Origin of the sequence: Actinomadura meyerae (genome assembly GCF_900188445.1) — a bacterium.
Classification (GTDB): domain Bacteria; phylum Actinomycetota; class Actinomycetes; order Streptosporangiales; family Streptosporangiaceae; genus Spirillospora; species Spirillospora meyerae.
The window spans coordinates 1-21,342 of the sequence record NZ_FZOR01000008.1; the positions used below are offsets into that span (position 1 = coordinate 1).

Annotated in this window: 19 protein-coding genes, 1 pseudogene and 1 riboswitch; of the genes and pseudogenes, 14 read left to right on the forward strand and 6 right to left on the reverse strand. The window is 73.8% G+C overall.

Annotated features, from left to right (window positions below):
• The first annotated feature begins 181 nt into the window (after nt 1-181).
• Complete coding sequence (locus CHF16_RS10705; RefSeq protein WP_342750090.1) at nt 182-616, forward strand: Rieske (2Fe-2S) protein; 435 nt, start codon at nt 182-184, stop codon at nt 614-616.
• Nucleotides 617-701: 85 nt separating this feature from the next.
• Nucleotides 702-1,187, forward strand: a complete 486-nt coding sequence (locus CHF16_RS10710) for a Rieske (2Fe-2S) protein (protein WP_089325818.1) — start codon at nt 702-704, stop codon at nt 1,185-1,187.
• Here the strand turns inward: CHF16_RS10710 and CHF16_RS10715 are convergent.
• Nucleotides 1,174-2,424 (reverse strand): mechanosensitive ion channel family protein, encoded by a 1,251-nt coding sequence (locus tag CHF16_RS10715; protein ID WP_143227941.1) that lies wholly within the window; start codon nt 2,422-2,424, stop codon nt 1,174-1,176. The genes CHF16_RS10710 and CHF16_RS10715 overlap by 14 nt on opposite strands.
• 174 nt (nt 2,425-2,598) lie before the next feature.
• Here CHF16_RS10715 and uvrC point away from each other — a divergent pair, with 174 nt between their 5' ends.
• The 4 genes from uvrC to whiA all read left to right on the forward strand — a co-directional run bounded on the left by uvrC (nt 2,599) and on the right by whiA (nt 7,519).
• Nucleotides 2,599-4,587 (forward strand): excinuclease ABC subunit UvrC, encoded by a 1,989-nt coding sequence (gene uvrC, locus CHF16_RS10720; RefSeq protein WP_089325819.1) that lies wholly within the window; start codon nt 2,599-2,601, stop codon nt 4,585-4,587.
• Complete coding sequence (gene rapZ / locus CHF16_RS10725; RefSeq protein WP_089325820.1) at nt 4,584-5,462, forward strand: RNase adapter RapZ; 879 nt, start codon at nt 4,584-4,586, stop codon at nt 5,460-5,462. The genes uvrC and rapZ overlap by 4 nt, the downstream gene beginning before the upstream one ends.
• A gap of 37 nt (nt 5,463-5,499) precedes the next feature.
• Nucleotides 5,500-6,477, forward strand: coding sequence for a gluconeogenesis factor YvcK family protein (locus CHF16_RS10730; protein WP_179271477.1), 978 nt, complete (start codon nt 5,500-5,502; stop codon nt 6,475-6,477).
• Between the two features lie 61 nt (nt 6,478-6,538).
• Nucleotides 6,539-7,519 (forward strand): DNA-binding protein WhiA, encoded by a 981-nt coding sequence (gene whiA / locus CHF16_RS10735; protein ID WP_089325821.1) that lies wholly within the window; start codon nt 6,539-6,541, stop codon nt 7,517-7,519.
• A gap of 769 nt (nt 7,520-8,288) precedes the next feature.
• Here the strand turns inward: whiA and CHF16_RS10740 are convergent.
• The 3 genes from CHF16_RS10740 to CHF16_RS10750 are packed head-to-tail and all read right to left on the reverse strand — an operon-like array spanning nt 8,289 to nt 11,453.
• Complete coding sequence (locus CHF16_RS10740) at nt 8,289-9,482, reverse strand: hypothetical protein (protein WP_089325822.1); 1,194 nt, start codon at nt 9,480-9,482, stop codon at nt 8,289-8,291.
• Nucleotides 9,472-10,731, reverse strand: coding sequence for a hypothetical protein (locus tag CHF16_RS10745; RefSeq protein ID WP_143227942.1), 1,260 nt, complete (start codon nt 10,729-10,731; stop codon nt 9,472-9,474). Before CHF16_RS10745 ends, CHF16_RS10740 begins: the two co-directional genes overlap by 11 nt.
• Nucleotides 10,728-11,453 carry a hypothetical protein gene (locus tag CHF16_RS10750; protein WP_089325824.1) on the reverse strand — a complete coding sequence of 242 codons (726 nt, stop codon included), beginning with the start codon at nt 11,451-11,453 and terminating at the stop codon, nt 10,728-10,730. Before CHF16_RS10750 ends, CHF16_RS10745 begins: the two co-directional genes overlap by 4 nt.
• A gap of 224 nt (nt 11,454-11,677) precedes the next feature.
• Here CHF16_RS10750 and gap point away from each other — a divergent pair, with 224 nt between their 5' ends.
• From gap to CHF16_RS10775, 5 genes are all read left to right on the forward strand, one after another.
• Nucleotides 11,678-12,685 carry a type I glyceraldehyde-3-phosphate dehydrogenase gene (gap, locus tag CHF16_RS10755; protein ID WP_089325825.1) on the forward strand — a complete coding sequence of 336 codons (1,008 nt, stop codon included), beginning with the start codon at nt 11,678-11,680 and terminating at the stop codon, nt 12,683-12,685.
• 89 nt (nt 12,686-12,774) lie between these two features.
• Entirely contained in the window at nt 12,775-13,962 is a 1,188-nt protein-coding gene (locus tag CHF16_RS10760; RefSeq protein WP_089325826.1) for a phosphoglycerate kinase, read from the forward strand.
• 2 nt (nt 13,963-13,964) lie between these two features.
• A complete protein-coding gene (gene tpiA, locus CHF16_RS10765) occupies nt 13,965-14,777 on the forward strand; it encodes a triose-phosphate isomerase (RefSeq protein ID WP_089325827.1) in 813 nt (270 codons plus the stop codon).
• Nucleotides 14,778-14,915: 138 nt separating this feature from the next.
• On the forward strand, nt 14,916-15,158 hold the full coding sequence (secG, locus tag CHF16_RS10770; RefSeq protein WP_089325828.1) for a preprotein translocase subunit SecG: 243 nt from the start codon (nt 14,916-14,918) through the stop codon (nt 15,156-15,158).
• Nucleotides 15,159-15,241: 83 nt separating this feature from the next.
• Nucleotides 15,242-15,613: an RNA polymerase-binding protein RbpA gene (locus CHF16_RS10775; protein WP_089325829.1), complete on the forward strand. Its 372-nt coding sequence runs from the start codon at nt 15,242-15,244 to the stop codon at nt 15,611-15,613.
• Nucleotides 15,614-15,703: 90 nt separating this feature from the next.
• Here the strand turns inward: CHF16_RS10775 and CHF16_RS10780 are convergent, their stop codons facing one another.
• On the reverse strand, nt 15,704-17,395 hold the full coding sequence (locus tag CHF16_RS10780) for a substrate-binding and VWA domain-containing protein (protein ID WP_089325830.1): 1,692 nt from the start codon (nt 17,393-17,395) through the stop codon (nt 15,704-15,706).
• Nucleotides 17,396-17,618: 223 nt separating this feature from the next.
• Between CHF16_RS10780 and CHF16_RS10785 the strand changes: the two genes are divergently transcribed.
• From CHF16_RS10785 to CHF16_RS10795, 3 genes and pseudogenes are all read left to right on the forward strand, one after another.
• On the forward strand, nt 17,619-18,110 hold the full coding sequence (locus CHF16_RS10785; protein WP_089325831.1) for an Lrp/AsnC family transcriptional regulator: 492 nt from the start codon (nt 17,619-17,621) through the stop codon (nt 18,108-18,110).
• A 111-nt stretch (nt 18,111-18,221) separates the two neighbouring features.
• Nucleotides 18,222-19,022: pseudogene (locus CHF16_RS10790) on the forward strand (DMT family transporter); the annotation flags it as partial.
• Nucleotides 19,023-19,114: 92 nt separating this feature from the next.
• Nucleotides 19,115-19,201, forward strand: a riboswitch (ZMP/ZTP riboswitch).
• Nucleotides 19,202-19,253: 52 nt separating this feature from the next.
• Entirely contained in the window at nt 19,254-20,525 is a 1,272-nt protein-coding gene (locus tag CHF16_RS10795) for a serine hydroxymethyltransferase (protein WP_089325833.1), read from the forward strand.
• On the opposite strand, the gene CHF16_RS10800 is transcribed toward CHF16_RS10795, so the two are convergent.
• Nucleotides 20,522-21,316, reverse strand: coding sequence for a class I SAM-dependent methyltransferase (locus tag CHF16_RS10800; RefSeq protein ID WP_089325834.1), 795 nt, complete (start codon nt 21,314-21,316; stop codon nt 20,522-20,524). The genes CHF16_RS10795 and CHF16_RS10800 overlap by 4 nt on opposite strands.
• Between the last annotated feature and the right edge of the window lie 26 nt (nt 21,317-21,342).

Consider the following 21,342-nt stretch of genomic DNA (forward strand, 5'->3'; position numbering starts at 1 on the left):
GGACTCCACGGTCCAGGCGATGGAAGTGCTCACTCACCGGCGGCTACCAGGCACCGAGTCTGTCAGCAGTGGCCGACCCGGCAGCTCCCATTAGGCGTCCGGTCCGGCCGGGCGTCCGGTCCCGCGGGTCCGCGGCGGGGCCGGTTCGAGGCCCGGGGGCCCGTCCACCAAGATGGGACCCATGGGAGAGAACGCGACGCCCCGGGCTGCCGGGGACGGGGATATCGGGCGGCGTGCGGTGCTGTACGGCGGCGCCGGGGTCTTGGGCGCGGCCGCGCTCGCCGGCTGCGGGTCGGGCGGCGGGGAGAAGTCCGCGGAGGACCTCAAGGGCAAGGAGATCGCGAAGGCCGCGGACGTCCCGGTCGGCGGAGGCAAGATCAACGGGACCGAGAAGGTCGTGGTGACGCAGCCCACCGAGGGCACCTTCAAGGCGTTCACGGCGGTCTGCACCCACCAGGGCTGCACGGTGGGCAGCGTGGCGAAGGGACTGATCAACTGCGCCTGCCACGGCAGCGAGTTCAAGATCACGGACGGTTCGGTGGCGAAGGGGCCGGCGGATCGGCCGCTGCGCGAGTACCCCGTCCAGGTGAAGAACGGGGGCATCGTCGTCACCTGATTTGGTTCCGGTTTGAACCATCTGGCGCGCGCGTCCGTGCTTCCCGGTGATGGACCGAACGAGAGAGCACACCGGAGGGGCGAGCATGGCGGATGCGTCCGGGACGCAGGCGGAGGAGACGGAGCGGGCGCCGGGGGAACCGCGCAGCCGCAGGACCCTGCTCATCGGCGCGGGACTCGCGGGCGTGGCCGGGCTGGCGGCCGCGTGCGGCGGGTCCGGTGACGGCGGCGGGTCCGGCGGCGCGGACGGCGGCGCGGAGCCGGGGACCGGCGGCGGCGCGGGCGGTGGCGCGCTCGCGGCCGCCGGCGAGATCCCGGTGGGGGGCGGCAAGGTGTTCGAGGACGCCGAGGTCGTCGTGTGCCAGCCGCAGCAGGGCCAGTTCACGGCGTTCTCCGCCGCCTGCACGCACCGCGGCTGCAGCGTCGGGTCGGTGTCCGGCGGGACGATCAACTGCCCGTGCCACGGCAGCAAGTTCGACATCAAGGACGGCTCGGTGGTGAACCCGCCCGCGGACGAGCCGCTGAAGGCCAGGAAGGTCACCGTCGAGGGCGGCAAGATCATGCTCGCCTGAGCCGCTTCGGCGGCGGGCCGTCCCCGGGCGGGGCGGCCCGCCCGTCGCCGGCCCGCCCGTCGCCGGCCCGCCCGGCGTCGGGGTCGTCGGGCGCGTTCACCCCGGCCGAGGCACCGCCCTCGGTCGGCCCGGCGCCGTCCACCTCAGCACCGTCCACCCCCGCGCCGTCCACCCCCGCGCCGCCGGCCGGAGGGGCCATGCCGTCGGCGACGGGGACGGACCCGACGCGGAACCGGGGGATCGCCTCGGGGTGGTGGTCGCGGATGTAGGCGACGAGATGCTCGCGGATGTCGCAGCGCAGGTCCCAGGTGCTCGCCGAGTCGGCGGCGCTCATCAGCGCGCGCAGCGTGATCAGCCCGTTCGGCTGCGTCTCCACGACCTGCAGCACCCATTCGCGCCGGTCCCACAGCGGGTTGTCCTGGAGCGCCGAGTACAGCTCGGCCCGCAGCTTTTCGACCGGCACCGTCCAGTCCACGTGCAGCTCGACCGAGCCAAGCAGGCGGCTGGAGTGCCGGGTCCAGTTCTCGAACGGCTGCTCGGTGAAGTGCGACACCGGGAAGATCATCCGCCGGTCGTCCCAGAGCCGGAGCACGACGTAGGACAGGGTCAGCTCCTCGACGCGCCCCCAGGTGCCCTGGGTGACGACGATGTCGTCCAGCCGCAGCGCGTCGCTGAACGCCAGCTGGAGCCCGGCGAGCAGGTTGCCGAGGGTGGGCCGCGCCGCGATGCCGACGACCAGCCCGGCGACGCCCGCCGAGGCCAGCACCCCGGCGCCGACCGCGCGCACCGCCGGGAAGGTGAACAGCGCCGCGCCGACGGCCAGGACCACGATCACCACGGCCGCGACCCGGCGCAGCAGCAGCATCTGGGTGCGGGCCCGCCGGGCGCGCCGGTTGCGCTCGCCCTCGATCCGCATCAGCCGCTCCAGCGGCGGGTCGCTCAGCGCGTACCCGATCCGCAGGATCAGCCAGGTCGTGGCGCCGATGGCGGCGATCCGCAGCGCGTGCCGGACGGCGCCGTCGGCCTGCCCGTGCAGCAGGTGGTAAGGCATCGCGGCGTTGGCGCTGACGACGGCCGCGAACGCGAAGGCGGGGGCCGCGACGCGGCGGGCGACCCGGCCCACGCCCGGCCAGCGGTGCGACAGCCGCCCGGCGAGCAGGCGGCGCCCGGCCTCCACGACGATCGCGGACGTGGCGACGACGCCCGCAAGGACGGCCCACGCCCAGAACGCGGACATGCTTGCGGCGACCTCCTCCGGCAGCTCGGTGACCTCCGTTCGACCTTCCCTTTCCTTCCACTTTGTGGTCATCCGACCCGAAAGGGAGATCTATGTCACCCCGGTCGTGCCGCCGGCCGGGCCGGACGCGCACGGGAGCACGGCGTGTCGGTACCGCCCACTAGGCTCTTGAGCGTGGCAGATCCGGCGACCTACCGACCCGCCCCCGGCTCCGTCCCGGAGTCCCCGGGGGTGTACCGCTTCCGCGACGAGCACGGCCGGGTCATCTACGTGGGCAAGGCGAAGAGCCTGCGCTCGCGGCTGAACTCCTACTTCGCCGACTTCTCGTCGCTGCACCCGCGCACGCAGACGATGGTGCGGACCGCCGCCCGGGTCGACTGGACGGTCGTCGGCACCGAGGTCGAGGCCCTCCAGCTGGAGTACTCCTGGATCAAGGAGTTCGACCCCCGGTTCAACGTCCGCTACCGGGACGACAAGTCCTACCCGTACCTCGCCGTCACCCTGAACGAGGACTTCCCGCGGGTGATGGTGATGCGCGGCGCGAAGCGCAAGGGCGTGCGCTACTTCGGGCCGTACTCGCACGCGTGGGCGATCCGGGAGACGGTCGACCAGCTCCTGCGCGTCTTCCCCGTCCGGACGTGCAGCGCCGGCGTGTTCAAGCGGCAGCACCAGCTCGACCGGCCCTGCCTGCTCGGCTACATCGGCAAGTGCTCCGCGCCGTGCGTCGGCCGCGTCTCCCCGGAGGAGCACCGCCTCCTCGCCGACGACTTCTGCGACTTCATGGCGGGCAACACCGCCCGGTTCATCCGGCGCCTCGAACGCGACATGCGCGAGGCCGCCGCGTCCCAGGAGTACGAGCGCGCCGCTCGGCTCCGCGACGACATCCGCGCGCTGGAGCGGGCGCTGGAGAAGCAGGCCGTCGTGCTGCCCGACAGCACCGACTGCGACATGATCGCCTTCGCGGAGGACGAGCTGGAGGCGGCCGTCCAGGTGTTCTACGTGCGCGGCGGCCGCATCCGCGGGCAGCGCGGCTGGGTGGTCGACAAGGTCGAGGAGGTCACCACCGCCGACCTGGTGGAGAACTTCCTCATCCAGATCTACGGCGAGCTCGAGTCGGTGCCGAGGGAGGTGCTCGTCCCGGCGCTGCCGCCCGACGCCGACGCCATGGCCGAGCTGCTGTCGGAGCAGCGCGGCGGGCCGGTGCGGCTGCGGGTGCCGCGGCGCGGCGACAAGAAGGCCCTGCTGGAGACGGTCGCGCGCAACGCCCACGAGGCGCTCAAGCAGCACAAGACGCGCCGCGCGTCCGACCTCACCACCCGCAGCCGCGCGCTCCAGGAGATCCAGGAGGCCCTGGAGCTGGACGAGGCGCCGCTGCGCATCGAGTGCTACGACGTGTCGAACCTGCAGGGCACGAACGTGGTCGCGTCCATGGTCGTGTTCGAGGACGGCCTGGCCCGCAAGAGCGAGTACCGCCGCTTCACGATCAAGGCCGTCGAGGGGCAGGACGACGTCCGCTCCATCCACGAGGTGATCACCCGCCGGTTCCGCCGCTACCTCGCCGAGAGCGAGAAGCTGGGCGAGCTCGACCACCTCGGCGACCGGGAGGACGAGGAGGGCGCGCACCAGCCGATCGACCCGGAGACCGGCAGGCCGCGCAAGTTCGCCTACCCGCCCAACCTGGTGATCGTCGACGGCGGCCCGCCGCAGGTCGCCGCCGCCCAGCGCGCCCTCGACGAGCTGGGCGTGGACGACATCGCGGTGTGCGGCATCGCCAAGCGGCTGGAGGAGCTGTGGCTGCCCGGCGAACCCGACCCGGTGATCCTGCCGCGCAACAGCGAGGGCATGTTCCTCGTCCAGCGGGTACGCGACGAGGCGCACCGGTTCGCCATCACCTTCCACCGGCAGCGGCGGTCCAAGTCCATGACGGCCAGCGAACTCGATAACGTTCCTGGTCTGGGCCCGGCGCGGCGCGCGGCGCTGCTGAAGCACTTCGGCTCGCTGAAGCGGCTGAAGGACGCGACGCCCGAGCAGGTCGCCGAGGTCCCGGGCATCGGCATGCGCAGCGCCGAGGGCATCGTCGCGGCGCTGCACGGCGGTACCGTCCCGGCGCGCGAGGCGGCGGGCGGCACGGGCGACGGGGAGCACAGGGGGAGACGGGGATGACCAGCGAGACGAAGATCCCGGACATCGTGATCGTGACCGGCATGTCGGGGGCGGGCCGCAGCACCGCGGCCAAGTCCCTGGAGGACCTCGACTGGTACGTGGTCGACAACCTGCCGCCGGGGCTGCTCGCCACGATGGCCGACCTCGGCGGCCGGGTGAAGGACGCCGTGCCCCGCATCGCGGTCGTGGTGGACGTGCGCAGCCGCGCCTTCACCGCCGACCTGCACTCCTCGATCGCCGAGCTGGAGGCGCGCGGCGTCCACCCGCGGGTGGTGTTCCTGGAGGCGAGCGACGCCGACCTGGTGCGCCGGTTCGAGAGCGTCCGCCGCCCGCACCCGCTGCAGGGCGACGGCCGGCTGGTCGACGGCATCGCCCGCGAGCGCGAGCTGGTCCGCGAGGTGCGCGCCGAGGCCGACCTGGTGATCGACACCAGCGGGCTCAACGTGCACGAGCTGCGCAACAAGATCATCGGGTTCTTCGGCAACGACACCGGCGAGTCCAGCCTGCGCGCCACCGTGGTGTCGTTCGGCTACAAGTACGGCCTGCCGGTCGACGCCGACCTCGTCGTCGACTGCCGGTTCCTGCCGAACCCGCACTGGGTGCCCGAGCTGCGCCCGAAGACCGGCCGCGACGCCGCCGTCCGCGACTACGTGCTCGGGCAGCGCGGCGCCAAGGAGTTCCTGGACGCCTACTCGGAGGTCCTGCGGCTGCTGTCCGAGGGCTACGAGCGCGAGGGCAAGCACTACGTGACGCTCGCCGTGGGATGCACCGGTGGAAAACACCGTAGTGTGGCCATGGCGGAGCAGATCGCCGCCCGGCTGCGGGACGAGGGCATCGAGGTGCAGGTCGCCCACCGTGACCTCGGCCGCGAATGAGCACCCGCGGATCCCGGACGAGGAGAGAAACGGCACGGTGAAGCCCTCTGGCTCGACGCAGGGCCCGAAGGTCGTCGCGCTCGGCGGCGGCCACGGCCTGTACGCGTCCCTGTCGGCGCTGCGCCGCGTCACCGACCGGCTGACGGCCGTCGTCACCGTCGCCGACGACGGCGGCTCCAGCGGCCGGCTCCGCCGCGAGCTCGGCGTGCTGCCCCCCGGCGACCTGCGGATGGCGCTCGCCGCCCTCTGCGGCGACGACGAATGGGGCCAGACCTGGCGGGACGTCGTCCAGCACCGGTTCGGCAGCGAGGGCGACCTGAAGGACCACGCCGTCGGCAACCTGCTGATCGTCGCGCTGTGGGAACTGCTCGGCGGCGCCGAGACCGGCGGCTCCACCGTCGCCGGCCTCGACTGGGTCGGCCGGCTCCTCGGCGCCCACGGCCGCGTCCTGCCGATGGCGGCCGTCCCGATGGACATCGTCGCCGAGGTGCGCGGCGCCGACCCCGCCCGCCCCGACGAGGTCACCCGGGTCAAAGGGCAGGTCGCGTGCGCCAAGACGCCCGGCAGCGTGCTCGGCATCTCGCTCGTGCCCGCCGACCCGCCCGCCTGCCCCGAGGCCCTCGCCGCCGTCGAGGACGCCGACTGGATCGTGTTCGGCCCCGGCTCCTGGTTCACCAGCGTCCTGCCGCACCTCAAGGTGCCCGCGCTGGCCCGCGCCCTCACCACCGCCCGCGCCCGCCGCGTCGTCGCGCTGAACCTCGCGCCGCAGCCCGGCGAGACCGACGACTTCTCCCCGCAGACCCACCTCGAGGTCCTGCAGGCGCACGCCCCGGACCTGCGGATCGACGTCGTCCTGGCCGACCGCGGCGTGGTGGACGACCCGGCGGCGCTCGACAAGGCCGTCCAGGCGCTCGGCGGGCGGCTGGTCCTCGCCGACGTCGCCGCCGACGACGGCTCGCCGCGTCATGAACCCGCCCGGCTGGCCCAAGCCTTGGTACAGATTTTCAGCGAGTGACATCCCGCGTGGTCGGCATCGGCCACACTGCTGGGAGTCCGATAGGGGGAGGGTTCATCAGATGGCGATGACCGGTGTGGTCAAGGACGAGCTGAGCAGGCTCACGGTCATGAAGCCGTGCTGCCGCAAGGCGGAGGTCTCGACGCTGCTGCGGTTCGCGGGCGGCCTGCACCTGGTCAGCGGGCGGATCGTGATCGAGGCCGAGATCGACACCGGCGTGGCGGCACGGCGCCTGATCAAGGACATCGCGGAGGTGTTCGGGCACACCTCCGAGGTCGTCGTGCTCGCGCCGAGCGGGCTGCGCAAGGGCAACCGCTACGTCGTCCGCGTGTTCCGCGACGGCGAGTCGCTCGCCCGGCAGACCGGCCTCATCGACAACAACGGCCGGCCCGTCCGCGGGCTGCCCCGGCACGTCGTCGCCGGAGCCGCCTGCGACGCCGAATCCGCCTGGCGCGGCGCGTTCCTCGCCCACGGCTCCCTCACCGAACCCGGCCGCTCCATGTCGCTGGAGGTGACCTGCCCCGGCCCCGAGGCGGCCCTCGCCCTCGTCGGCGCCGCCCGCCGCCTCAAGATCCACGCCAAGGCCCGCGAGGTCCGCGGCGTCGACCGCGTCGTCGTCCGCGACGGCGACGCCATCAGCGCCCTGCTCACCCGGCTCGGCGCCCACGACAGCGTCCTCGCCTGGGAAGAGCGCCGCATGCGCCGCGAAGTCCGCGCCACCGCCAACCGGCTCGCGAACTTCGACGACGCGAACCTGCGCCGCTCCGCCCGCGCCGCCGTCGCCGCCGGCGCCCGCGTCGCCCGCGCCCTGGAGATCCTCGGCGACGACGCCCCCGACCACCTCGTCAAGGCCGGCCGCCTCCGCCTGGAGCACAAGCAGGCCTCCCTCGAGGAACTCGGCCAGCTCGCCGACCCGCCCCTCACCAAGGACGCCATCGCCGGCCGCATCCGCCGCCTCCTCGCCATGGCCGACAAGCGCGCCACCGACCAGGGCATCCCCGGCACCGAGGCCAACCTGACGGCCGACATGCTGGCGCCGTAGTCATTGGGGGGCGACCCCCCAATCCCCCCGTTGCGAGCCGGTCGATCCTCACGACACGGTTTCTGTTGTCGTGACCGTGCGGGTTGTGGCGTGTCGCTGCGGTCGCCCGGCTCGGCGGGTCGTGCGGCCTCCGGGCGCTGGGCGCCCTCCGGCCGCCCGACCCGTGTTGTGTTGGCCCAGGGGGGCGACCCCCTGGAACCCCCGTTGCGAGCCGGTCGATCCTCACGCCACGGTTTCGGTTGTTGTGCCCGTGCGGGTTTGTGGCGTGTCGCTGCGGTCGCCCGGCTCGGCGGGTCGTGCGGCCTCCGGGCGCTGGGCGCCCTCCGGCCGCCCGACCCGTGTTGTGTTGGCCCAGGGGGGCGACCCCCTGGAACCCCCGTTGCGAGCCGGTCGATCCTCACGCCACGGTTTCGGTTGTTGTGCCCGTGCGGGTTTGTGGCGTGTCGCTGCGGTCGCCCGGCTCGGCGGGTCGTGCGGCCTCCGGGCGCTGGGCGCCCTCCGGCCGCCCGACCCGTGGCGCAACCTGGGCGCCCAGGGCCCGTTTAAAAACCCGACCGACAACCCCAGCCCGCATCACGGGCAGGCACGCGGAGCGAGCGCTAGCGAGCGCAGCGGGCATGCCCGCCGACGCAGGCGACCGCAGCGACGCCGCGCTCGTCGGAACGGGCACGACAGACCGCAACGGCGGCGTGAGGATCGCCTGCGTCGTGACGGGGGTTCCAGGGGGTCGCCCCCCTGGACCAACACAGCCCCCCCTGGGTACACAGCTTTAACCTTCTCCTCTTTGGATTCTTTCGATGAGGTCTTCTCTCAGGTGGCCGTAGCCGGTTTCGGCCCAGAGGCTTTGGGTCGGGTCGACCTCGAAGTAGGGGACGTCCCGGCCGTCGCGGCGGTCCATGAGGATGTCGGGGGTGTTCTTGGCGCGGGCGGCGCGGGCGCAGTCGCGGCAGGCGTGGACGCGGAGGCGGCGGCGGGAGCCGATGGGGCGCCAGTCGATGCGGGGGCCCGCGTCGCCGTGCAGCGGGTTGAAGAAGCAGAGCGGGCTCGGCGGGATCTCCGGCTCGCCGGAGGCGAGGGCCCTTGCGGACGCCAGGGCGTCGCGGCCCTGGTCGACCAGGACGAGCACGCCCGCCAGGTCGGGGATGCCGCGCGACCGGTCCAGGACCTTGCCGGCGGCCTGGTAGGCGTCCAGGGCCCGGGTCATCAGCTCGCCGGTCCGCTCTCCGGACACCGGGACGTCGGTGGTGTCGAGGAGTTCGCCGAACGCGATGACCTCGTGGGACGCCTGCTCGCGGAGCTGGTCCTCGCTGGCGCGCTTCGCGGTGGAGAACACCGTCCGGGGCAGGAGGAGGGCGCTGCCCTCGCGGTGGACGGACGCCATGCGGCGGCGGCGCCACAGGAGCAGGCCGCCGACACCGGCGGCCGCGACGCCCGCCGCGCCCAGCGTGATCGGGAGGACGGCGCCGTCGTCCCCGGCCGTGCCGCCCTCCTCGGAGCGGCGCTTCTTGGCGCGCTTCTCGATCTCCGCGGACTGGCGGTCGTACTCCTTCTTCGCGTTCCCCGACAGCATGAGGTCGGCGATCCGGTCGAGGCGCGTGGAGATGGGCGCGTCGTCGTAGGCGCGGTCGAACGCGACGGCCCAGGCCGCGTAGCGGGCCTGGTGGTCGCCGCCGAACTCCTTGGCCCGCAGGTCGTCGCCGATGTCGCTGAAGGTGATGTAGACGCCGTCCCGGCCGAGTTTCGCGTGCACGACCGTCGCGAGTTGGTCGTCGTCGTTCCACGTGCCGCCCTTGACCAGCGGGACGAGGACGACGAACACCGGTACGGGCAGCTTGCGGAACTTGGCGACGAGCCGGGCGCGGTCGGCCTGCGGGAGCGCGGACGCCAGCGACGGGTCGACGTAGATCGGGGAGCGCCGCAGCGCCGCGGCGAGCCGCTCGCCCGGGGACGGTTCACTCGACACCGAGATACTCCTGGATGCGGGGGATCAGGTTGCCGTCCGCCCCGAAACCGGTGTCCTTCCAGACGCCGGGGACGGTGTGGTGCGGGCGCGGCCCGTTCGGGCCCGGGACCTTCAGGGTCCGGTCGCGGAGCGCCGACGGGTTCTTTGCGCCGCAGGCGGTGCAGACGGGGCGGCGCCGTGTGGCGCCGCCTCCCAGCTGCACCTTGCGGCGCTGGGCGGACGGGCCGTGCAGCGGGTTGACGAAGCAGGGCGGCGGTGCGGCCGCCATCCTTCTGGTCAGTGCGGCGCGGCCCTGGCGGGCCAGCACGATCGCCCCGGCGAGGTCGAGCGCGCGGTCGGGGTCCTCGGCGGCGTCGTCGTGGAGGATCTGGGCGACGTCGTAGGCGGACACCGCGTACTCGCGGCCGGGATCGTCGTCCTCGGCGGTGGCGAGCGCGTCCCGCAACCGGTCCAGTTCCTTGAGGCCCGTGCGGCGCAGCCACTTCACGGAGGGCTCGGCGGGCGCGTTGGCGTAGCTCTCGACGGCGGGGGCGCGGGGTGTGCGGCGGTGGCGCCGGTAGGCGGCGGCGCCCGCGCCGGCGCCGTACAGGACGAGCGCCGCGACCGGGCCGACGAGCAGCAGGCCGGTGAGGAAGGGCGGCTTGGTCTCCGGCTCGACGGTCCGCACGGTGTGCTCTTGGCCGAACGGGTCCGGTGAGGTGTAGAGGCGGGGCGTCCGCGGGGTGCTGGACGGGGCGGCCTGGATGATCCGCAGCCGGACGGCGAGCCGGTCGGCCAGGTCGGCGAACTTGTTGTCGGGGTTGGCGGGGCTCTGCGCGCGGTCGTCGTCGATGGCGTACAGCCGGCGCGGCACGCCGAACGCCTCCTCCTCGAACCAGGCGGACGTGCCGACCAGGATGTAGAGGCCGTCGCGGCGGAGCCGGTCGTGGATCGCGTGCAGGAAGGCGTCGTCCCTGCCCTGGGTCTCCGATTCCGCCTTGTTCGGGATCACCACCACGTAGACGGGTGCGCCGAGCGCGTCCGCCGCCGACCTCATGGCGCCGCGGACGCGGGCCCGCCCGGCCTCGTCGAGCGCCGCGGCCATGTCGGGGTCGACGAAGAGCGGGTCCCTGCCGAGGGCCGCCGCCACCCGGTCGAGCCGGTGCTGCGCGTACGCGGGGATCGGCTCGCTCGCGGCCGCGGGCGCCGCGAGCAGCGGGACGGCGGCCAGCAGCGCCGCGAGGGTCAGGATCCGGACGATCGTGTTCACCGGCGCTTCCTCTGCTTCGGTGCCGCCCCCGCCTTCGCGGGACGGGCGCGGCGGCGCCGCCATCGCAGCCACAGGAGCAGGAGCAGGAGCGGGATTCCGCTGAGTGCCGTTCCCGTGGCGAAGGCGTCGCGCTCGGCGCGGTTCGCCTCGCGCTCGGACCGGTCGCGGGCGTCCAGCGCGATGCGGATCTTGGACTTCGGCCGGGGCCCGGCCTTCTCGGCCCGCTCCCGGGCGTGCCCGGACAGCGCGATCTCGACGAACCGCTCGATCAGCGCGACCGCGCCCGCGTCGTTCGGCAGCTCCGACGTCGCGGCCCGCTGCGCGTCCTTCACCGGGAGGGTCGTCGCACCGCCGTACTGGACGGCGGACAGCGACGCCGACCCGGGGTCGGCGACGATGTAGACGCCCGGCCGGTTGAGGCTGTCGTGAAGCAGCGGGACCAGGTCCTCGGTCGAGTGGCCGTCGGCGAGGTAGGCCGGGGTCACCGCCGTGTAGACGGGGACGCGGAGCCGGGCGACCGCCTTCCTGATCCGCTGTGCGGCGTCGGGCGGCAGCGCCCGCGGGGCGTGGTCGGTCACGTACACCGGGTCGCGGCGCAGCTCGGCGGCGAGGTGGTCGACGCGGCTCACCGGCTTGGCACGCTCCAGCGGGGCCGCCGCCGCGGGCGCCGCCGGGCACGCCAGAAGGAGGCCGATCACCAGAGCCGAGGACGCGCGCCACATGGTGGGCGAGTGTAGTGATGATCGACGAATGTCGTGAGCTGGGGTGGAAGCGAAGAAATCCCCCGGCCGGGGGACGGTGGCCTCACCCGTGAAAACCCACACCACCGGTGTCGGGCTACTCACGAGTCATTGGATAGGGTCGAGGGTGGGGGACAACCCCGGAATCACCGTAGTTGACAGTCCGGGTTCGTGCCGGGCGATACGACGTGAGGGAGAGCCGTTCCGTGACCATCCGAGTAGGCATCAACGGGTTCGGCCGGATCGGCCGCAACTTCTACCGCGCGGTCAAGGCGAGCGGGGCCGACATCGAGATCGTGGCGGTCAACGACCTGACCGACAACGCCACGCTCGCCCAGCTGCTCAAGTACGACAGCATTCTCGGCCGTTTCCCCGAGGACGTGCGCGCCACCGCCGACGAGATCGTCGTGGGCGGCAAGTCGATCAAGGCGTTCGCCGAGCGGGACCCCGCCAACCTGAAGTGGAGCGACGTCGGCGCCGACATCGTCGTGGAGTCGACCGGTTTCTTCACCGACGCCACCAAGGCCAAGGTGCACGCCGACAACGGCGCCAAGAAGGTGATCATCTCGGCGCCGGCCAAGAACGAGGACGTCACCGTCGTGCTGGGCGTGAACGACGACGAGTACGACCCGGCGCAGCACACCGTGATCTCCAACGCGTCCTGCACCACCAACTGCCTGGCCCCGCTGGCGAAGGTGCTGCACGACAACTTCGTCATCGAGAAGGGCCTGATGACGACGGTGCACGCCTACACGCAGGACCAGAACCTGCAGGACGCGCCGCACAAGGACCTGCGCCGCGCCCGCGCCGCCGCGCTGAACGTCGTGCCGACCTCCACCGGCGCCGCCAAGGCGATCGGCCTCGTGCTGCCCGAGCTGAAGGGCAAGCTGGACGGCTACGCCCTGCGCGTCCCGGTGCCGACCGGTTCCGCCACCGACCTCACCGTCACCGTGTCCCGCGACGTGACGGTCGAGGAGGTCAACGAGGCGTTCAAGAAGGCCGCCACCGAGGGCGCGCTGAAGGGCTACCTCACCTACACCGAGGACCCGATCGTCTCCAGCGACATCGTCACCGACCCGGCGTCCTGCATCTTCGACTCCGGGCTGACCAAGGTCATCGGCGACCAGGTCAAGGTCGTCGGCTGGTACGACAACGAGTGGGGCTACTCCAACCGCCTCGTCGACCTCGTCAAGCTCGTCGGCTCGCAGCTGTAACCGAAGCCGTCGCCGCCGTGGCCGCGGCGCGCCCGGGACGGGGGCGCGCGGCCACGGCGCGGCCGTGTACGGAAGGACATCGCATCCCGATGCGCACCATTGACGATCTCGACGTCGCCGGGAAGAGGGTGCTCGTCCGCGCGGACCTCAACGTCCCGCTGCAGGACGGCGCCATCACCGACGACGGGCGGATCCGGGCCAGCCTCCCGACGATCGAGGCGCTGCGGGCCCGGGGCGCCAAGGTCATCGTCTGCGCCCACCTCGGCCGCCCCAAGGGCGAGGTCAAGCCCGAGTTCTCGCTCGCCCCCGTCGCGCGGCGGCTGGGCGAGCTGCTCGGCACGGACGTGGCGTTCGCGTCCGACGTCGTCGGCGACTCCGCCCGCGCCGCCGCCGGCGGCCTCGCGGACGGCGCCGTCGCGCTGCTGGAGAACCTGCGCTTCGAGCCCGGCGAGACCAGCAAGGACGACGCCGAGCGCGGCGCCTTCGCCGACCGGCTGGCCGCCCTCGCCGAGGTCTACGTCGGCGACGGGTTCGGCGCCGTGCACCGCCGGCACGCGTCGGTCTACGACGTGCCGCGGCGGCTCCCGCACGCCGCCGGCGGGCTGATCGCCGCCGAGGTCGAGGTGCTCCGCAAGCTCACCGAGGACGTCGCCCGCCCCTACGCGGTCGCGCTCGGCGGCTCCAAGGTGTCCGACAAGCTCGGCGTGATCGACAACCTGCTCGGCAAGGCCGACCGCATCCTGATCGGCGGCGGCATGGTGTTCACCTTTCTCAAGGCGCAGGGCCACGAGGTCGGCAAGAGCCTCCTCGAAGAGGACCAGCTCGACACCGTCCGCGCGTACCTGCGGCGGGCCGAGGAGGCGGGCGTCGAGTTCGTGCTGCCCGTCGACATCGTCGCCGCCACCGCGTTCGCGGCCGACGCCGACCACGCCGCGGTCCCCGCCGACGCGATCCCGGCCGACCGGCTCGGCCTCGACATCGGCCCCGAGTCCGGCAAGCTGTTCGCCGCGCGCCTCGCCGACGCACGGACGGTGTTCTGGAACGGCCCCATGGGCGTGTTCGAGATGGAGCCGTACTCGCACGGCACCCGCGCCGTCGCGCAGGGCCTCATCGACTCCGGCGCGTTCACCGTGGTCGGCGGCGGCGACTCGGCCGCGGCCGTCCGGCAACTCGGCTTCGACGAGGCCGCCTTCTCCCACATCTCGACCGGCGGCGGCGCCAGCCTCGAATACCTCGAGGGCAAGACGCTGCCCGGCCTGCAGGCCCTGGAGGACTGACGATGGCCCCCGCGACCCCCTCTTCCGGCAAGCAGAGCGGCCGCAAGCCGCTCATGGCGGGCAACTGGAAGATGAACAACAACCACCTCGAGGCGATCGCGCTCGTCCAGAAGATGGCGTTCGCGCTCAAGGACGCCGACTACGACGCCGTCGACATCGCCGTGCTCCCGCCGTTCACGGCGATCCGGTCGGTGCAGACGCTCGTGGACGCCGACCGCCTCGCCATCCAGTACGGCGCGCAGGACGTCTCCCAGCACGCCTCCGGCGCCTACACCGGCGAGATCGCCGCGTCGATGCTCGCCAAGCTCGGCTGCGACTACGCGGTCGTCGGGCACTCCGAGCGCCGCCAGTACCACGCCGAGGACGACGCGGTCGTCAACGCCAAGGCCAAGGCGGCGCTCGCCGCCGACATCACCCCGATCCTGTGCATCGGGGAGGGCCTGGAGGTCCGCAAGGCCGGCGAGCACGTCCGGCACTGCCTCGCCCAGCTCGACGGCGGGCTGGAGAAGATCCCCGCCGACCAGGTGCGGCGCACCGTGATCGCCTACGAGCCGGTCTGGGCGATCGGCACCGGCGAGGTCGCCACCCCGCAGGACGCGCAGGAGGTCTGCGCCGCGATCAGGACGCGGCTCGCCGAGCTGTACGACGGCGGAGTGGCCGACGAGGTGCGTATCCTGTACGGCGGTTCGGTCAAGAGCGGCAACGTCGCCAAGCTCATGGCGCAGGACGACGTGGACGGCGCCCTGGTCGGTGGTGCCAGCCTGGACCCGGGAGAATTCGTCAAGATCTGCCGGTACCGGGATCTCCCCGTCTGATCAAAACTGATCAATTCTGCGTGAACTGGGGGTTCTTGCCGAACCAGCGGGTAGTTCGTCGTACCCTTCGTAGCTGACGGGTAAACCGCCCGGCCCGACCCTCCGTCCCCGACCTACAGACAAAGGCGCTGAAGAATCGTGATCATCGCAACGTCCATCGTGCTCATCGTCACGAGCCTGCTGATGGTGGTCCTCGTCCTGATGCACAAGGGCAAGGGCGGCGGGCTGTCGGACATGTTCGGCGGCGGCGTGTCGTCGTCCCTCGGGGGGTCGTCCGTGGTCGAGCGCAACCTCGACCGGCTGACGGTCGGCGTCGGGGTGCTGTGGTTCGCCTCGATCGTCGTGCTGGGGCTGCTGTTCAAGCACAAGGGCGTCGGCTGACGCCGCCCGTCTGACATCTGCGATCGCCGCCGCCGTCCCAGGAGGTCACGGGCGGGGGCGGAACACCGAGCAAGGAGTATTCCGTGGGTAGTGGCAACGCGATTCGGGGCAGCCGTGTCGGGGCCGGTCCGATGGGAGAGGCGGAGCGCGGCGACGCCGCCCCCCGTGTCTGGGTGACCTTCTACTGCGCCAACCGGCACGAGACCCGCCCGAGCTTCGCGACGGACGTCGCGGTCCCCGAGACGTGGGACTGCCCGCGCTGCGGGTTCCCCGCCGGCCAGGACGCGGACAACCCCCCGGCGCCGCCGAAGACCGAGCCCTACAAGACGCACCTGGCGTACGTGAAGGAGCGCCGCAGCGACGAGGACGGCGAGGCCATCCTGGAGGAGGCGCTCGCCAAGCTCCGCGAGAAGCGCGCCGCCGTCAAGCAGGCCATGGAGGCCGCGGCCCGCTGATCCCGGCCGCCGCATCGGCATCCGTGCGGCCCGGTCCCTCGCCTCGGGGGCCGGGCCGTACGCCTGTCCGGGGCGCGCCGTTCCGGGGAGTCAGCAGTCGGGGGCGCACAGCCGCCGGGCCGTGGCCTGCCCGAAGATCCGCAGGATGTCCTGCGGGACGTGCGCGGTGTAGACGGTGCCGCCGGTGGCGTCGGCGAGTTCGCGCAGCTCCGCGGTGTCCACGTCCGGCCCGAAGCCGATCACGATGATCTGCACCGGGCGGGCGGGGTCGCGGTCCGCGCGGAGCGCGGCCAGCGTCGCCCGCAGCGACGGGCCGCCCGGGTCCTCGTTGCGGCCGTCGGTGAACACCAGGACGGTGTTGACCATCTCCGGGCGGTACGTCCGCCGCATGTGGCGGACGGCGGCCAGCACCGTGTCGTACAGGCCGGTGCCGCCGCCCGGCTGGGGGCGCAGCCCGGCGAGCGTGCTCAGCACGCGCTGCCGCCGCGTCGCCGACCCGATCCGGCCGCCGAGCGGCCCCATCGGCACGGTGACGCGCCAGTCGCGGTCGCCGGCCATCCGCGTGGAGAACACCCACTGGCCGAGCTCGGTGTCGTCCGGCTGGAGGGCCAGGCCCTGCTGGGACGCCTGCGCGATCGCCTGCAGCCGCGTCAGCCGGGTTCCGGGCACCCGCCGGGCCATCGAGCCGGACACGTCGATCAGCGACAGCATCCGCGACCCCAGCGCCAGCCGCGCCCACGCCTGCGCGACCTCCCGCACCTCGGACGCCGCCGGGGCCGGCAGTTCGGTCTGCCGCGACGCGCCGACGCCGGCGGTGCCCGCGAAGGCCGCGGGCGCGGCGCCGTCCGGGTCCCGGAACCCGTGCGCCCGGAACGCCTCCCGCGCCCGGCCGGTACGGAGCGCGTGCTCGACGAGGCGGGCGGCCGGTCCGCCGCCGACGAGCGCGACCGGGTAGTCGAGGGACAGCGTCCCGCCGCGGGGGTACACCGCCTCCGCCGGCGCGCCGCCGGCGGGCCGCGCGCGGTTGTACGCCCACACCGCCTGCTCGGACGTCAGCAGGACGGGCACGCGCCCGGCGCCGCGGCCGGCGAGTGCGGCGAACTGCCCGGCGGCGTCCCGCGCGACGCTCTGCCGGACGTCCCGCGCGAACGCCGCGAACGCCCCCGCCGCCGTCCGGTACCGCGCGTGCACGATCAGCAGCGACGCCATCCCGGCGCCGGTGCGGGCCGGGTCGGCGATCGAGAGGCGGAACGCCCGCGACTCCCGCGATCCGGGCACGGCGGTGCCGAGGAGGTCGTCCCAGGACCCGGTGACGCGTCCGGCGTCCGCCCGCGGCACTGCCGCCACCAGCGGGGACCGCGCGACCGAGGGCCGCGCCGCGGGGGGCCGGTCGAGCGTGCGCAGCCACAGCGACGAGTCCGGCACCCACACGTCGGGGCGGCGGACGCCCGCGCCGTCCGGGATCTGCCCGGCGAGCAGGGCCGCCACCCCGGCGGGCCCCGCCGCCCGCACCGCCGCCCGGACGCACCGCCCGCCGCTCCGGTGCCCCGTCCGGTTGAACGCCGCGCCGGCCGCCGACACCGCTCCCGCGATCTCCGGCGCCACGGCGACGTCCACCGTGACCGCGGGCCCCGAGCAGCCCTGGACCTCCGACACCGCGTAGACGGACGTCCCGAGGACCGCCGCCAGCGCGGCCCCCGTGACCGCCGCGGCCCAGCGCAGCCGCCGCCCGCGCCGCGCGCGCCGTCCGCCGCGGGGGCGCCCGCGATGAGCTCCGCTCACGATCGACCTCGTCTCCCCGTCGGGGCGTGGACCCCGCCACCGCCATCCGTGAGCCGCCCATTGTCGGGGGCCGCCCGGCCCGCCGGCATCGGTGAAATCGCCTGCGCGTCCGCCCGCGGGGGCCGCCGCCGCGGCGCGTCGAATATTGTTCGGGGAACAGGTACTCCGGGCGTCGTTCGCGCGCGGGAGTTCGGCGTCTGGGAGTGTTTCGGGAGGGGGACCGGTGGACGCGGTCGATCAGGCGATCCTGCGGCGGTTGCAGCGGGACGGGCGGCAGACCAACCGGGAGCTGGCGGAGGCGGTGGGGGTCGCGCCGTCCACGGCGCTGGAGCGGACGCGGGCGCTGCGGGCGCGGGGCGTCATCACCGGGTTCCACGCCGCCGTGGACTTCGAGCGGCTCGGCCGCGGGGTGCAGGCGCTGATCTCGATCCGGATCCGGCCGCAGTCGCGGGAGGCGATCGAGTCGGCGCGCGACGGGATGGCGGCGATGCCCGAGGCCGTCGGGGTCTTCGTCGTCACCGGCAACGAGGACCTGCTGGTCCATGTGGCGGTGCCGAGCACCGCCTACCTGCGCGACTTCGTGCTGGACCGGCTGGCGCGCCGCAAGGAGTTCGTGGACGTCCGGACCACGGTCGTCTACGACTACGTCCAGCCGGTGGAGCAGTCCGAACTTCCGGCGGAGGGAACGCGCGGGAACCGAACGTCCTACCGCTGAACGGTGGGTATCCGCACGGCGGGGCGAATCTCCGACGGGTATCGGTGGTCACGCCGAACACATGAATGACAAGCGAGCGCTGACTCCGCATGTCCTTCTAGCTTCGGCCATATGGACCGACGAAGCGATGCCTCGGGTGCCCTGCTGGTGCTGGCGGCCGGGGTGCTCTGGGGGACGGTCGGGCCCGCGCAGGTGCTGGCCGCGCCGGACGCGGGCCCCGTCGCGGTCGGCGGGGCGCGGATCATGTCGGGCGGGCTGGTCCTGGCCGTGCTGGTGCTCGCGGCGGACCGGCGCGCCTTCCGCGGGCTCACGCGGCGCACCTGGGCGCCGCTCGCGGCGGCCTCCGCCGCCACCGGGACGTTCCAGGCGGCGTTCTTCAGCGCGGTCGACCGCACCGGCGCCGCGGTCGCGACCGCCGTCGTCTTCGGGCTCGCGCCGGTCTCCACCGGGCTGTGCGAGCGGCTCGTCCTGCGCACCCGGCTGAGCGGCCGGTGGTGGGCGGGGACGGCCTGCGCGGTCGGCGGCGTCGCGCTGCTGATGCTCCCCGGGACGGACGTCCGCGTCGACCCGGCCGGGGTCCTGCTGAGTCTCGCCGGCGGGATGTGCTTCGGCGTCTACACGGTGTCGGCCAAGGTCCTCACCGGGCGGGACGCGGGGATGGCCGCCGCCGTGGCGGTGACGCTGCTCGCCGGGGGAGCGGCGCTGCTGCCCTGGACCCTGGCGGAGCTGCCCGCCCTCGCCGCGCCCCGGTCGGCGGCGCTGGTGGGCTGGCTCGGGATCGCCGCGACGGCCGTGGCGTACATGTGCTTCGTCACCGGGCTCGGCCGGGTGGCCGCCGCGACGGCCGGGACGCTGAGCCTGGCCGAACCGCTCGTGGCCGCCGTGCTCGCCGTCGCCGTGCTGGGGGAGCGGCTGTCGGCGCCGGTCGCGGCCGGGTCGCTGCTCCTGCTCGGCGGGCTCGTCGTGGTCTCGGTCCCGGCCCGGACGCGGCCGGCCCGATATGATGGCGGGCACGTGACTGGCGCAGTGAAGGTGGAGACGACCACCGGGGAGCGAAACTAGTCCGCACACCGCGCGCCTGGGTGTACGGGTCCCGTTCGCCGGGCGCCCGAGGTCCCGGCGCGAGCAGCGCGGAGGCTCACGATGCACGTACCGTCCGTATCCCACCTGTCGGCCGAGGATCCCGAGATCGCCGGGCTGGTGGAGGCCGAGGCCCGCCGCCAGTTCGAGAAGCTCCGGCTGATCGCCTCCGAGAACTACGTGTCGCCGGCGGTGCTGGAGGCCACCGGGTCCGTCCTGACGAACAAGTACTCCGAGGGCTACGCCGGCAAGCGGTACTACGAGGGCCAGCAGAACATCGACCCGATCGAGCTGCTGGCGATCCGCCGGGCCAAGGAGGTGTTCGGCGCCGAGCACGCCAACGTCCAGCCGTACTCGGGCTCGCCCGCCAACCTCGCCGTCTACATGGCGTTCCTGGAGCCCGGCGACCCGGTGATGGGCCTGTCGCTGCCCATGGGCGGGCACCTCACGCACGGCTGGTCGGTGTCGGCCACCGGCAAGTGGTTCCGCCCCGTCCGCTACGAGGTGCGCGCCGACACCGGGCGGGTCGACATGGACCAGGTCCGCGACCTCGCGCTGAAGGAGCGGCCGAAGCTGATCTGGTGCGGCGGCACCGCGATCCCGCGGACGATCGACTTCCCGGCGTTCGCGGAGATCGCCCGGGAGGCGGGCGCGGTGCTCGCCGCCGACGTGGCGCACATCGCCGGGCTGATCGCGGGCGGCGCCCACCCGTCCCCGATCGGGCACGCCGACGTGGTCACCACGACGACGCACAAGACGCTGCGCGGCCCGCGCGGCGCCATGATCCTGTCGACCGCCGAGCACGCGAAGGCGATCGACAAGGCGGTGTTCCCCGGCCTGCAGGGCGGCCCGCACGACCACACGACCGCGGCGATCGCCGTCGCGCTGAAGGAGGCGGCGCAGCCCGGCTTCCCCGCGTACGCCCGGCAGATCGTCGCGAACGCGCAGGTGCTGGCCGCGGCGCTGGTGGACCGCGGCTACGACCTGGTCTCCGGCGGCACCGACAACCACCTGATCCTGATCGACCTCACGAACAAGGGCGTGGCGGGCAAGCCCGCCGCGCAGGCCCTCGACCGCGCCGGGATCGAGCTGAACTACAACGCCGTTCCGTTCGACCCGCGCAAGCCGTTCGACCCGTCCGGGCTGCGCATCGGCACGGCCGCGATCACCACGCGCGGGCTCGGCACCGAGCGGATGCCGCAGATCGCCGCGTGGATCGACGAGGTCGTGCACGGCGTCGCCAAGCAGGACGAGTCCGTCGCCGAGCGGGTCGCCGCGCAGGTCCGGGAGCTGCTCGCGTCCTACCCGATGCCCGGCTGGGCGCCCGCGCCCTAGCCGTTCGGCCCGGAGCGGCGCAGGATCGTGATCATGCGCCACGCCTCGGGGTCGGTGAGGGCCACCGCGTCCTCGCCGACCCCGAAGTCGCCGTACCGCGCGACGGTGCCGAGGCCGCCCGCGAGGCGGATCGCGGCGTCCAGCTCGGTCGCCGTCCAGAAGCGGTACGGGACGACGTCGCGGATCACCCGGGTGCCGTCCCCGTCCGTGATCGTCATCGTGACGTGGTCGTCGGCGATCTGGGTGACCGGGTCGAGCCGGTCACCGGGCTCGCCCCACCGGACGGTCGCGTGCACGCCGCCGCGCCGCACCGTCCAGCCGGTGCTGACGCTCGGCTCGTCGCCGAGCCGGTCGCGGGGATGCGACATCTCCACGATGTACAGCCCGCCGGGGGCGAGGTGCGCGGCGGCGCGGCGCAGGTGGGCGACGAACGCGTCCAGCGTCATCAGGTGGGACGTGGAGTCCAGCATGGTGACCACGAGGTCGAAGCGGCGGCCGAGGTCGAAGGTGGTCATGTCGTCCTGGACGACCTCCAGCTCCAGCCCGGCCCGCCCGGCCTCGCGGGCGGCGTAGGCGCACATCGCCGGGTTCAGGTCGAGCGCCGTCGCGGCCAGCCCGCGGCGCGCGAACTCGCGCGCGTGCTCGGCGGGCCCGGCGGCGAGCTCCAGCACGCTCGCGGGCCGCGCGCCGAGCCCGGCGCACCAGCCGAGCAGGACGTCGGCCTCGGCGGCCACGTCGCGGAACGAGCACGCCAGCTCGTAGGCCCAGGGGTCGTCGTAGATGCCGCTCACCCGATCATCCTGCCAGCGGCCGGGGG

Bases quoted from the DNA above. Each gene is read 5' to 3' on its own strand.
- CHF16_RS10705 (WP_342750090.1), top strand. From the start codon at position 182: ATGGGAGAGAACGCGACGCCCCGGGCTGCCGGGGACGGGGATATCGGG.
- CHF16_RS10710 (WP_089325818.1), top strand. From the start codon at position 702: ATGGCGGATGCGTCCGGGACGCAGGCGGAGGAGACGGAGCGGGCGCCG.
- CHF16_RS10715 (WP_143227941.1), bottom strand. From the start codon at position 2,424: ATGTCCGCGTTCTGGGCGTGGGCCGTCCTTGCGGGCGTCGTCGCCACG.
- rapZ (WP_089325820.1), top strand. From the start codon at position 4,584: ATGACCAGCGAGACGAAGATCCCGGACATCGTGATCGTGACCGGCATG.
- whiA (WP_089325821.1), top strand. From the start codon at position 6,539: ATGGCGATGACCGGTGTGGTCAAGGACGAGCTGAGCAGGCTCACGGTC.
- CHF16_RS10750 (WP_089325824.1), bottom strand. From the start codon at position 11,453: ATGTGGCGCGCGTCCTCGGCTCTGGTGATCGGCCTCCTTCTGGCGTGC.
- CHF16_RS10760 (WP_089325826.1), top strand. From the start codon at position 12,775: ATGCGCACCATTGACGATCTCGACGTCGCCGGGAAGAGGGTGCTCGTC.
- tpiA (WP_089325827.1), top strand. From the start codon at position 13,965: ATGGCCCCCGCGACCCCCTCTTCCGGCAAGCAGAGCGGCCGCAAGCCG.
- CHF16_RS10795 (WP_089325833.1), top strand. From the start codon at position 19,254: ATGCACGTACCGTCCGTATCCCACCTGTCGGCCGAGGATCCCGAGATC.